The sequence below is a fragment of the Pseudoduganella lurida genome, assembly GCF_007830455.1.
GTDB classification, from domain to species: Bacteria; Pseudomonadota; Gammaproteobacteria; order Burkholderiales; family Burkholderiaceae_D; genus Rugamonas; species Rugamonas lurida.
Genome location: NZ_VLLB01000001.1, coordinates 468,021 through 480,239 on the forward strand (window position 1 = coordinate 468,021; position 12,219 = coordinate 480,239).

At 70.5% G+C, this 12,219-nt stretch carries 12 protein-coding genes; 1 reads left to right on the forward strand and 11 read right to left on the reverse strand.

All coding sequences use genetic code 11. The features are described from left to right. The first annotated feature begins 107 nt into the window (after positions 1-107). Positions 108-1,457, forward strand: coding sequence for a sigma 54-interacting transcriptional regulator (locus IP91_RS02105; protein ID WP_145647113.1), 1,350 nt, complete (start codon positions 108-110; stop codon positions 1,455-1,457). Between the two features lie 9 nt (positions 1,458-1,466). On the opposite strand, the gene IP91_RS02110 is transcribed toward IP91_RS02105, so the two are convergent. From IP91_RS02110 to IP91_RS02160, 11 genes are all read right to left on the reverse strand, one after another. Further along, positions 1,467-2,198 (reverse strand): amidohydrolase family protein, encoded by a 732-nt coding sequence (locus IP91_RS02110; RefSeq protein WP_145647114.1) that lies wholly within the window; start codon positions 2,196-2,198, stop codon positions 1,467-1,469. After that, a complete protein-coding gene (locus IP91_RS02115; protein ID WP_145647115.1) occupies positions 2,195-2,773 on the reverse strand; it encodes a hypothetical protein in 579 nt (192 codons plus the stop codon). The genes IP91_RS02110 and IP91_RS02115 overlap by 4 nt, the downstream gene beginning before the upstream one ends. Before the next feature lie 28 nt (positions 2,774-2,801). Then, the gene (locus IP91_RS02120; protein WP_145647116.1) at positions 2,802-3,662 is read right to left on the reverse strand and encodes a hypothetical protein; all 861 of its coding nucleotides are present in this window, start codon (positions 3,660-3,662) and stop codon (positions 2,802-2,804) included. Beyond that, a complete protein-coding gene (locus IP91_RS02125; RefSeq protein WP_145647117.1) occupies positions 3,659-4,693 on the reverse strand; it encodes an aminotransferase class I/II-fold pyridoxal phosphate-dependent enzyme in 1,035 nt (344 codons plus the stop codon). The genes IP91_RS02120 and IP91_RS02125 overlap by 4 nt, the downstream gene beginning before the upstream one ends. Then, the gene (locus tag IP91_RS02130) at positions 4,686-6,947 is read right to left on the reverse strand and encodes a hypothetical protein (protein ID WP_145647118.1); all 2,262 of its coding nucleotides are present in this window, start codon (positions 6,945-6,947) and stop codon (positions 4,686-4,688) included. Before IP91_RS02130 ends, IP91_RS02125 begins: the two co-directional genes overlap by 8 nt. A gap of 25 nt (positions 6,948-6,972) precedes the next feature. Next, positions 6,973-8,241: a hypothetical protein gene (locus tag IP91_RS02135; protein ID WP_229473747.1), complete on the reverse strand. Its 1,269-nt coding sequence runs from the start codon at positions 8,239-8,241 to the stop codon at positions 6,973-6,975. Positions 8,242-8,246: 5 nt separating this feature from the next. Continuing rightward, on the reverse strand, positions 8,247-8,981 hold the full coding sequence (locus IP91_RS02140; RefSeq protein ID WP_145647120.1) for a hypothetical protein: 735 nt from the start codon (positions 8,979-8,981) through the stop codon (positions 8,247-8,249). A 93-nt stretch (positions 8,982-9,074) separates the two neighbouring features. Further along, positions 9,075-9,632 (reverse strand): hypothetical protein, encoded by a 558-nt coding sequence (locus tag IP91_RS02145; protein ID WP_145647121.1) that lies wholly within the window; start codon positions 9,630-9,632, stop codon positions 9,075-9,077. A 315-nt stretch (positions 9,633-9,947) separates the two neighbouring features. Next, complete coding sequence (locus IP91_RS02150; RefSeq protein WP_145647122.1) at positions 9,948-10,859, reverse strand: peptidase associated/transthyretin-like domain-containing protein; 912 nt, start codon at positions 10,857-10,859, stop codon at positions 9,948-9,950. A gap of 18 nt (positions 10,860-10,877) precedes the next feature. Beyond that, positions 10,878-11,546, reverse strand: a complete 669-nt coding sequence (locus tag IP91_RS02155) for a hypothetical protein (protein WP_145647123.1) — start codon at positions 11,544-11,546, stop codon at positions 10,878-10,880. A gap of 10 nt (positions 11,547-11,556) precedes the next feature. Continuing rightward, on the reverse strand, positions 11,557-12,210 hold the full coding sequence (locus IP91_RS02160) for a Spy/CpxP family protein refolding chaperone (RefSeq protein ID WP_145647124.1): 654 nt from the start codon (positions 12,208-12,210) through the stop codon (positions 11,557-11,559). Positions 12,211-12,219 lie beyond the last annotated feature (9 nt).

Genomic DNA, 12,219 nt, shown 5'->3' on the forward strand with positions numbered 1-12,219 from the left:
CCGTTCCGTTCCGCCGTTTTATCCACCTAAAATCCAGCGCCGCAGCGCTTTCCTATAGTGGTGGATGCCTGCCGCCGCAACGCGGCAGCACCGCGAGGAGGAGCAAGATGCCGCAAACGCTGTGGATGCACCCGCTCGACCCCGCCAGTGCCGGCGCCGCCGGCGCGCTGCATGCGGCGCTTGCCTCGTCCGGGCTCGTCCTGGAGGATGCGGCGCCCGGCAGCTTCGGCATCGTGCTGTGCAGCGGGGCGGACGACACGTCCCTGGCAACGCTGGCGGTGCTGGCGGAACGCGCGACGGTGCTCGCGATCGACTGCGCACGGACGCCGCTGCCGCCGGACGCCATGTGGCGCGTGCTGGCCGCCGGTGCCACCGACCTGCTGGCCTGGACCACGGCTGCATTGTGCGCGCAGCAGGTGGCCGCGCGGCTGGCGCGCTGGAGCGCGGTGCAGGAACTGATGGCTTCGTCCGCCGTGCGAGGGTGGCTGGTGGGCGACAGCCCGGCCTGGCGCACGCTCGTGCACAGCGTGGTGGAAGTGGCTGCCTTCACGCGCTCGCCCGTACTGATCACGGGCGAGACAGGCACGGGCAAGGACCTGATCGCCCAGCTCATTCACCAGCTGGCCGGGGCACCGGGCGAGCTGACGGTCCTCGACTGCACCACGCTGTCCCCGGAACTGGCCGGCTCGGAACTGTTCGGCCATGAACGGGGCGCCTTCACGGGGGCCGTCAACGCCCGCGACGGCGCGTTTGCCCAGGCCGATGGCGGCATCCTGTTCCTCGACGAAGTGGGCGAACTGCCGCTGCCCATGCAGGCGCAGCTGCTGCGCGTGATCCAGGAACGGAAGTACAAGCGCGTGGGCAGCAACACGTGGCAGCCCAGCCGCTTCCGGCTTGTGTGCGCCACCAATCGCGACCTGGAAGCGGAGATCGCCAACGGCACCTTCCGCGCCGACCTGTACTACCGCATTGCCGCCTGGCGCTGCCGCCCGCCGCCGCTGCGCGAACGCCCGGGCGACATCCTGCCGCTGGTCGAGCACTTCCTGCGCCAGCTCGATCCCGACGGGCCGTCCCGCGCGCTCGATGCCGCCGTGCGCGACTACCTGCTCACGCGCGAATACAAGGGCAATGTGCGGGACCTGCGCCAGACGGTCGCCCGGCTGTGGCACCGCCACACGGGTCCCGGCCCGATCACGATCGGCGACGTGCCGCCGGACGAGCGGCCGGCACGCGTGCCCTGCTGGCCGGACGCGCCGTTCTGCACCGCGATCCGCCATGCGGTCGACCGCGGCGTGTCGCTGGCCCGCATCGGCCAGGCTGCCACGGACATGGCGATCCGCCTCGTGCTGGAACAGGAAGACGACAACAACCAGCGCGCGGCGCAGCGCCTCGGCGTCACGGACCGGGCGCTGCAGATCCGGCGCAAGGCCGCGCGCGATGCGGACGGTGTGCCGTAGCGGCGTTCCTCACCGGTCGCGCCGGATCAACCGCAGGAAATTCCCGCCCGTGATCAGGGCCTCGTCCGCCTTGCCCAGCCCCAGCAGCCGGATCTTGTGCAGTTCCAGGCCGGGGTGCAGCCAGGGCCCGTCCGAGCCGAACAGGATCTTATGCGGCCCGGCGCGGCGCACCGCTTCGCACAGCAGGTCGAAGCGCCGGATGCCGGAGCTGTCCGTGTAGATATTGCCGTGGCGGGCCAGGTGGTCGACCAGCGCCAGCTGCGCCGACCACTGGTCCGCGAAGCTGCCCAGGTGCGGCAGGATGAAGTTCACGTCCGGGTACTGTTCCGCCAGCAGTTCCGCCACATGCACCTCGCCCATCGGGTCGTACAGCACCGGCAGGCCGAAGGTGCGCGCCGCGTCGCAGATCTCGCCGCTCAGCGGCGCATCGTGGCGGTGCACCTTGATGCCGATGAAGCCGTACCGTTCGACGGCCGTGCGTACCATCGCGGCGATGCGCCCGCGGTCGCGTGCCGCATGCACGAACGCGTACCCGTAATAGCGGTCCGGCTCGGCCGCCACCAGTTCGGCCACGGCGGCATTGGCCTGCGCATAATCGGAGTGGAACGCCGCCAGCAGCGCGGTGCGGGCTATGCCCGCGGCATCCGCGCGGCGCCGGTAGCGCTGCAGCGCCAGGTCGCTGTCCCACGGCCCCGTCAGGCCGTCGCCGGGGCCCGCATGGCAGTGCGCGTCGATGATCATGACTGCAACGGCGCGGCATGCCGCAGGCCCGGCACGTGCTCGCGCAGGGCCGACTGCAATGCGGCGTGGATGGCGGCCGGGCTGCCATCGCCCTGCACCGCCCCCTGAGCGGCGCTGCCGGCGATCCGCACGAACTTGCGGGCCATCTCCAGCTCGGCCTGTTCCGGATCGAGCCCTTCGGCCTCCATCTCCAGCGCACCGGCCAGCGCGGTGCCGGCCGCGCGGCCGATCATTGTGCCAACACCGGGAATCGGGATCATCGAACCGAGCGCGCTGCCCACGAAGGGCAAGGCCTGCTTGGCGATCCCCTTCAGCACGCCGCCCAGAGGCCTGGCCACCTTGGCCACGACCGATCCCGCCTTCCGGATGCCGGACCAGGCCTTCCGGAAGACGCTGCCGAGGAACTGGTCGAGCTCCGCCTCGCTGGCGACCGACAGCAGTTCCATCGCCAGCTCCAGTTCTTCCGCTTCCGGGAACGGCGCTGCCGCTTCGCCCATGAAGAAGGGCAGGACTTCGAACGTTTGCTGCGACCGGCAGCGGCCGCAGGTGCCGCATTTGCACTGTAATCCATTCATGATCATCTCCCGACATTCGCGGCGTGCATCACTGCCACGCTTGCGCGGCCAGCTCGCGCCGCGGATTGGTCAGCACGCCGAAATGGTCGCGCAGCATGCGGTCGTGCAGCGCGTATTCGATGGCGCGCCGCGCCTCGTCGCCGAGCGTGCTCTCGGCGATAAACACCTTGTGCCGCGGCGCGTGCAGGCCCAGCCGGTTGATCTCCACGATGTGCTCCAGCATGCGGCGCTTCAGGTCGTCCGTCTGCCCACTGTAGGCGCGCAAGCGCCCGGGCGGCCGGCCGCCGGCCGGGAACACGATCAGGTAGAAGCCGGCCACCTTCGGCTTCAGCAGCCCCGGCGCACGCATGAGGGAGCCCAGCAGCCGGTAGACCGGCTTGCCCGGCATCGCCAGTGCGCCGAGCGTCGTCAGCAATTCCGGCGGGATCTCCTGGTTCTCGCCGCCGTTACCGTCATCCTGTGGCGGAAAATCCAGCGGCTCGATCGCTGGCGGGGCATCTTCCACCGGCCACGGATAGCCTCCCGGCTCGCTCACCATCACGTCCCTCGGCCAGCCGTACACGGGGCCCCAGTACGGGCCGCGCGGCCAGCGGGACGGTCGGGGAGACGGACGCGCACCCCGCCTTCCCGATGGCAGCCCGCCGCCCGCCGGTGCCGGCCGCCCGACGGGCCCGCGCCCCGGCCGTGCGCCGCCACGATGGACGGGGAGACCAGTTCGGTTGACCATGCCGCGACTGCCACCGCCCCGCCCGCCCCCGCCACCCCGCATCACGGACATGCGGCCCCGCTCCTCTTCCAGCTCGCCCGCCATTCCGTCGTGGATGTTCTGCTCCATGTCGCCCTCCCGCGCGCCTGCCGCGAAGGGCAGCGCTTCGAATGCCTCGTTCATGCCAGCTCCTTCAGATGGTGTCCCACAGTTGCGGCGGCCTGCGCGATCTCTGCCGCCGTATGGTCGGCCCTCAGCAGGAAGGTCAGGCGCGCCGTCCCATTCCGGCGCTGCGGCACCGCCTGCACGCCATCGCGCCGCAGCGCCTCGTGCACGTCCCCCAGCCGCATCCAGCCGGGCAGGCGCACCGCCTGGACAGGGAACGCGCCGCCCTCCACCTGCAAGCCCTGCGCCGCCAGCGCGGCACGAAATTGCCCCACCCGCCGCGCCAGCGCGCCACGCATGCTGTCGCCTCGTTCGCGATTGAGGCGCAGTGCATGCGCCGCCGCCAGCACCGTCGCCGCCGAGGGCGGGCTGGCGTGCAGCCGCGTCTCGCTCACCGCCTCGAACCGGGCGATCGTGCCGGCATCGCCGGCCAGCACGGCGACCGGCACGCCGAACCCCTTCGCCAGCGAAGCACCCACCAGCACGGGCATTCCCTGCAGGCCGTGGGCCCGTACCGAGCCGCCGCCCTGCTCGCCCAGGACACCGAGGGGCTGCGTGTCGTCCAGCACCAGCAGGCCCCCGTAGCGAGCCGCCGTCGCCGCGTACAGGGCCAGCGGCGGCGCCTCGGGCCTGCCGGGGCGGTAGCCATCCGCCAGGATCAGCGGACGCCGGCCGGTCGCATCGGCCCATGCTGCCCCGCCCGCCAGCGTCGCCGCCCGAAACGTGCGCAGCGGCAGCCCCAGCGCCGCGGCCCGCTCGGCACCCCAGCGCGCCACCGGATAGCACGCCTCGTCCACCAGCACGGCATACCGCTCGCCTGCCAGCATGCCGAACAGGTCCCAGAACAAGTGCAGCGTGGACGGCAACAGCGTCGCCGCCGCGCAGCCCTGCAACTGCGCCAGGTCATGCGCCACCGCGCGGGCGCCAGGGACCTCTTCCAACGCGGCCGGCTTGCCCAGCGTCAGGGCCGGCCAGGGGGCCAGCTCGTGACACGGATGCCGCAGGCCCAGGTACAGCGCGCTGGTGAAATCGAGCCGCCGTTCACACACCGCTGCGCTGCTGCTGGTTCAGCCGCTGGCGCAGCAGCAGCGACGGCAGCGTGGCCTCCTCGGCCGGATTGGCCGACTCCACGGACAGGTCGACGCCAGTCGCGGCGCGGTAGGCATGGATGTAGCCCTGCGCCTGCGGCCGCCAGAAGCGCGCCCAGTTGAACGCCTGCGTGGCTTCGTACACATCGCTCCAGTGGCCGAAGCGGATCGACAGCAGCAGCTGTTCGCCGAAGATCGCCAGGTTCCGGAAGTGCATCACGCTCGTGTCGCTCCAGGTCTGCAGCTTCTTCATCGCGTCCACGCGGTCCATCCACGGCTCCGGATAGGCCACCATCACGCGGGTCGGCAGGAACTCGCGGAACTCGGGGCGCGCCAGCAGCCACTGCTGCATCAGCATCTCGATGCGCGCCGTCGACGGCAGGTCGCCGTACTGGTTGTGGGCGCCCTGGGACAGGATCAGGTGCACTTCCTTCAGCGCGTTCAGGATCGGGAACGCATCGGCCTTCACGGTCGTGTCGTCGTCCTGCCGGTAGAACGATGTGAGGAGGCGCAGCAGGTGGTGGAACGCTTCCAGGAATTTCGAACGGCTGTCGGCCGGGCGCAGGTTGCGCACCGCCTTGCCGTCCAGGCGCACGCCATAATGATGGTCGTACTCGTAGTTGCGGCGCACCACCGTGAGCCGGTGCTGCTCGTCCTGCGTGTAGCCCCACAGCAGGTTGTTCAGGGGGCGCAGCATGTCGATTTCCGTGTTGGCCAGCGGATCCGTCACCAGCGGCGAGCGCAGGTTCTGGAAGCGCTGAGTGATCACGTTCATCGTCTGCACCAGCATCCCTTCCTCCTGCCAGTAGCTCCAGATCAGTTCGATCAGGCAGGGATTGGTCAGCCGGTCCTGGATGATGCCGAAGCACAGCTCGGCCTCCTCGCAGTTCTCGTTGTTGCGCAGGATGATCGGCACGTCCGGCAGCTTGCGGCGGATCACGGCCAGATACGGCAGCATCGACGAGCCGCCGATCGACTCCAGGTAGTCGTTGACCAGCGTGTCTTCCAGGCTGCCGCTGGCAGGGATGTCGCGCCGGTCCAGGTAGGCATTGTCGTTGACCGGATCGAACGCAAAGGGCGGGCGCAGCACGCCGCAGTTGACCATCACGAATGCCTCGGTGGCCGCTTTCAGCACCCGGTAGGCCTCGGAATCCGTGAAGGGCAGCGCGCGGCGTTTTTTCAACGACTGGTAGGCGGCCGCCTTTTCGGTGAACCGTGATCGTTCGAACGGCGCGATCGCACCGCCCGACTGGTCGTAGCCCGGCGCGCAGAACAGCTGGTCGAGGAAATCCATGTAGTTGTTGAAGGACAGCGCTTCCGTGCTGTTGCGAATCAGCGTCCACAGCGCCAGGTCGGGCGTCGCTTCCGTCTCGCTGCGCGACAGCGACACGCCGATATTGCCGGAGATGGGCGTGGGCGTGCGATCCTCCGCATCAAAGCTCGCATCCAGCGCCAGCGACGCGCCGGCCAGCGCCTCGGCCGCCGTCATGCCCGGCGTGACGATCACCTGCGGCGAACGGCGCGCGAATGTCAGCTGGCCCGTGAAGTGGTAGCGGCCCGGCCTGCGGATCAGCTGCGATGCGGCGTAGCTCTGGCCGGCGCGCGGCTGCCACGGCTCCGCCACCTCCAGCACGACTTCGCCGGCCATCACCTTGTCCATGCCCTGGAACGTCACTTCCACGACGGCGCGGTTGCCCACGAACGCATCGTCCGTGCGGCCGCCCTGCGCCGGCGGCTCGAACGACAGCTCGACGACGGGACCGATGCCCAGCTCGAAGTCCAGCGTGTGCGTGCCGCCGGCATCGACCTTGATGCACTGGACCACGGTGGCATCGCCCAGGTACGGCGTCACGTTGTCCAGCATGATGAAGTGCACGCCGGGCACCACGTTCGAGAACGTGATCTTGCCGGTCGGTCCCGTGAAGCCCACGGCCCACTCCTGGTGCGGTGTCGGGTCCCACAGCGCCAGCTGGGCGTTGCCGCAGGTGCACAGCGCCACCCCGCTGTTGTCGAAGCCCCGGTACAGGCGGATCGCGGCATTTACCAGCGGCAGCGCGCTCGCTGTGTCGCGCACCGTGACCGCCACCGTGCCGAACTGCGGCGTGATCCGTCCGGCCGCCGTCTGCGTCAGCTGCCCGACGCCCGACCGTCTCATGCCGGGCGCTTTCTTGCCCATCGTGCCCATCGTCCTCGTCCCCACCGATCTCGTCGCCATCTCGCTCTCCTGAAAGGTCATCCGTTCATTTGCCACCCTGCAGGGCAGCGCGCATCGCCCAGTGCGTGAGCAGCCGTTCCAGCAGCACGCTTTCGTCCTCCGGGGCCAGCAGGCCGTCGGCGCGCGCCTGCCCGATCACGGCCAGCACCAGCGCCGGCGCGCTGTCGTACATCCTTTGCGGCGCTGCGTGCCACCAGCGGAACAGCCGTGCCAGCAGCGCCGGCTGGCGACCTGCCACCGCCATTGCCTCGACCAGCGACGCACCGCGCAGCGCGGGCGGCCGGTGATTGGCCAGCAGGCCCGCCATCGCCGGCAGGCTGGCCGTCAGCTGTTCCAGCAGCTGCCGGTCGCCCGGCGCCACGTCGTCCAGCGGGTAATAGCCATCCCACAGCCGTTCGATGCGCGTCCACTGCGGGTGCGGATACAGCAGCCGCCCCAGCGCGCAGCTCAGCTTCACGCGCAGCCACGGCACCGGATGCGGGTCGTCCGCGTTCAGCCGGAACACGAACACGCGCGGCAGCGACAGCACGCCGATCAGCCCCAGCGTCGCCACCACGCCCACCCGCGCCAGCGCCCAGAAATCGGCCACCACTTCGGAGATCCACCGTTCCCACTGCCGCCACACCGCCGGCGGCCCGCTGCCGCCATGCTGCAGCGCCTGCAGCACGGGCCGCATCGATCCCACCAGGTCCAGCAGCGCGGCGCCCTGGTGGCCCACCTCGTGCACCAGCGACGAGGCGATGCTGCTGCCGATCATCCGTTCGCGGGGCACGCGGATGATGCCCACCGGGTTCTCGCCGCCGCCCGGCAGCCGCGTGCGCGCCCGCCGGATGGCCGCACCCGGGCCGCGGTCCAGGTAGCAGACCAGCGCCGGCGCATCGAAGTAGCGCCCCGGCAGCCGCAGCGCATCGGCCGACACCGCGTCCAGCCCGGCCAGCCACACGCCGTTGCCATGTTCGCTGCGCTGCGTGACGACATCGATGAACAGGTCGAACTGCGTCAGCGCCGCATTGAATTTCAGGCGCAGGAACGTGAAGCGCCGCTGGGCATCGGCCGCCGACACGCGCCATCGGGCCGGCCCGCGCAGCCATCCGAGGAAGCCCCGCACCATCGCGCGCAGTTCGCGCCGGCCGAGGGTCAGGTGCCGCTCGATGGCGGCCTGCGCGGCGGGCGGCAGCGCGGCGGCCGGCACCATCGGTTCGATCAGCACGAACGGCTGCATGCGGTCGACGCGGTTGAGCAGCGAACGCGCCTCCTGCGCCAGCATCCACGCGGCGTACGCACCGATGGCCATGGCCGTCACACGCCGTACAGCACGATCTTGCGGCCCTGGCGCATCCAGCGTCCGCTCGGTGCGCCCTTGCCGGCGCCCGCGCCATTGCGACCGCCCTGCCCCAGCTGGATGCCGCCCTGGCCACCGCGGCCCTGGCCCTGCCCCTGGCCTTGGCCTTGCCCCGCCCCCAGCAGGCCCGGCGCGAACTGCTTCGCCGCCGCCATGGCTGCCGCCTGGGCCACCTGGCGCGGATCGCCGCCGCGGGCCTGCGCGGCACGGTTGACGGTGTCGGACGCGATGCGCACGAAGGTCTTGGCGCCTTCGAACTCGCGGTCCTCGCCGGACAGCTCGCCCTCCGCCTCCAGGCCCAGCGCGCCGCCCGCGGCGGAAGCCAGGCCGCTGCCGATCTTGGCGCCCAGCGGGCCGCCGAAGTAGCCGCCGATCGCACCGCCCGCCAGCGGCAGCGCCTTCTTCGCCACGCCTTTCAGCACGCCGCCAACGGCCTGGCCGATGGGGGACTTGATGATGTTGCCGGCCACCGACGCGGCCTTCTTCAGGAAGCTGCCGAGGAACTGGTCCAGCTCCTGCTCGTTGGTGACGGACAGCAGTTCGTTGGCCAGTTCCAGCTCGTCGGCCTCGGACAGCAGGCCGCCGCCCTCGCCCGTCCATTCCCCCTGGCCGAACTCGTACTGCTCCATCTCGTAGCCTTGCTGGCCGAACTCCTGGCCGAACTCGAGGGTCGTGCGATCGATGTCGTGCATGATGAACTCCCGTTACAGTGGTCGAACGAAATGGGAACGGCCGCACCGCCCCGCCTAGCAATCCAGTACGTCGATCTGCGCGCCGCGCCGGCGCTACTGGCCCGCCGTGGGCCATGCGTCCGCCGCCGCGCGCTGCCGCAACAGGCCCGGCGCATTGCGGCGCGCCGCCTGCACCAGGCCCTGCTGCAGAGCGGCCTCCGGCGCCCGCCCGGCCCGCGCCAGTGCCGCCTCGCTGGCATCCGTGGCGAGCCGCACGAAACGGCGCGCCACCTCGAATTCCTTGTCTTCCGGCGACAGGCCTTCCAGTTCCAGCCCGAAGATGCCGGCCGCTTTCCGCTTCAGGTCCGCGGGGGCACGCGTGGCATCGAGCGGAAACACCAGGCGCGCGGCGCGATCGAGCACGCGCACTACCGGGTCGCGCAATGCCGCCACGGCCTCGCGGTCCCCGGCAGCGCGATTGGCCAGGTCGCGCAGCACGGGTCGCAGTTCCTCGGCGCTGCGCGCTTCCAGCAACCGGGCGGCGAAGTCCATTTCGCCGTATTCGTCGCGCACCGGCGACGCCGTGGCCGCGCCGGCAGGCAGTTCGAGTTCGGGGCGGTAATCGATCAGGCGGCGGTCGCCGGGACTAACGGGTGGGAGGAAGGCTGGCATTGCAAGCTCCGTGGTACGGTGCCGCGGCGGGCGGCGTCATGCCGGAAGGTGCAAGGGGTATGCCAGCTCGATCGGCGGGAGCCGGCAGGCCGGGAGGCCCGGGTCGGACGCCGGTGCATACGGCGGGGCCTCCGTTCGGCGCCATGGTGCGCGGTGCCGGTCGCCGGCTTCCGACGCGCCGGCGGCAGGCCAGCCAGTGGCGTCCCAGGCAAAACGGATGGCGAAGACGGATTCGCCCGGCGAGGGGCCGGGCGAACAAACGGCGAAACGGATTTCGCCAGGGTGGTTGCGAGGGCCGCGGCCGGCCGCGTCCCGTCAGGCAGCGATTGCCACCGTCAGCGTGGCCACGTAGCCGTCCGTGACGTTGCCGGTGATCGTGGCCAGCTGCAGCGAGTAGCCATCGCCGAACACGTTGTCGGACGCATAGCTGATCTGCGCCAGGTTGCGCACGCTGGCGCTGTAGCCGCTGGTGGCATACACCTCGTTCAGCGTGGCCATCGGGAAGGTGAACTGCGAGGTCTTGATGCGGTTCGACGCGCTCGCGGCCTTTGCCAGGGTGCTGTACACCTCGAAGTGCACGTGCGGCATGCGGCCCGAGTAGCAGCCGGGGAAGATCGTGGTGAAGACAATGTCGCCATTGGCATCGGCTTCCTGCACGCCGCGCAGGTAGTTCTGGTTCGTGACGCCGCTCGAGTACAGCGAGTAGTTGCCGTCGCGGTCGCACTGCCACAGGTAGACGGCGAACGCATTGGCCGCCGCGCAGCTGGCATTCGCGTTCACGATGTGCAGCTTGATCGTCAGCGGAATGCCGGCGGCCGTGCCGGACATGCTGCCAAAGCTGCTGCGGAGATCGCTGCGCACGACGCCGCTCTGCGTCAGCACGTTGACCACGCCGCTGCTATTGCTGTTGGTGCCGTCGGCCGGGTAAGGCCCGCCCGTCTCCTCCGGGATCACCGAGCAGCTGCCGCTGGTCGTGGTCGTCGTCGTGGTGCCGGTGGTGGTAGTGCCCGTGCTCGTGCTCGTGCTTGTACCCGTGCTGGTGCTGGTACCCGTGCTGGTGCTGGTACCCGTCGTGCCGGTGGCGGCGTCGGACGAACTGCCGCCGCAACCGAGCAGCGGCAGCGATGCCGCGCTGGCCAGCAGCCAGCGCAGCGACTGCCGGCGGCCCGTGGTGGCTTGCAGCATCGTCTGCAGGTCTTCTTCGAGACTGTGTCCGTGATGTTCCATGCTGGCTCCCGTGGTGGCTTATGCCGAAGTGTTGATCAGGTTGCCCGTGCTGCCGGCGGAGGGCAGCTTGCTGGACAGCGACTGCAGGAAGCTGGTCAGCTGCGTCGTCGCGTCGGCGCTGTCGCTGCCCAGGGCGGACAGCAGGTCCTTGAACGTGCTTTGCAGCGTGCCGACCGTGCTGTCGGTGCCCGTGCTTTCCGTGGCGGACTGGCTGTCGGTATTACCGGTCCCCTCGCTGAGGCTGGCGATCAGGCTTTCCAGGTCCGACGACAGCTTGCCGGGTCCGCCGCCCATGCCCGGGCCGCCCTGCGGTGGTTCGCCATACGGTGGCGTGCCGCCGTCCCCCGCATCGCTGCCGCTGCCGGCGTTCTGAGCATGCAGTGCACCCATCAGGCTTTCCAGGAACGTGCCCAGCGCCTGTGCAGCATTGCCGGTGCTGGTGGTGTCCGAACTGCTGGTGGTGCCATCGGTACTGGCGGTCGACGTGTCCTCGGTGCTGGCCACGCCGATCGACTTCAGCGCATCGGCGATCGCGCCGATCAGGCCGCCGCCATCATCCGGCCGGGCCGGCGGCGCCTGGCGCACCGCCTGGCTGGAGGACGTGGACGAGGTGGACGAGGTACCGGACACGCGGCTGGTGTAGGCCAGCTGGCTGGCGGCGCTGGTCGTGAGGGAATTGATGCTCATCGTGCTCTCCTTATTGTTGCGGTGCGGCCTGGCCGGCGTCGCGGGGCGCCCCGTGGCCACCCTCGCGGCGCGGTCCGCGCCCCTCGCGGCGTTCGGCGAGTTCCTTGCGCTGCTCGGCATTCAGCACCGCCAGCACCTTCTGCTCGGTGCGCAGGTGCGACAGCGTGATGTTGGCATCGGCCTGCGCGGCGGCCTGGGCCAGCTTGACGGCGGCCGCGTCGTCATACTTCGCGGCGCCGTGCAGCTCGAACAGCGCGTGTTCGGCCTTGTCGCGTGCCTTGTCCTGCTGGCGCAGATACGGAATCTGGTCGTGCAGGATGGTGAAGATGCGGTCCTCCTGGGCCTCGCTCAGGTCCAGGCCATGCAGGTACGGCGGCATGCCGTCGAAACCGGGGCCGGCATCGGGGTCGCCATCCGGACCGAAACCGGGACCACGGCCAGGGCCATGGCCGCGCGGCCCCGCTTCGCCACGGGGGCCCATGTCGGCACCGGGCGGCCGGCCGCGGCGTTCGCCGGCCTGCGGGCCCTGGCCCGGCGCACCTTCGCCGCCATCCATGGCCGGGGCGGCCGATGCGGCCGAGGTGGCCGACATGGCCCAAGGCAGCGCCAGCGCGGCGGCCAGCAGGAACTGATTGAGGGGGGCGGACTTCATCTTGTTTTTCATTCGGCATCC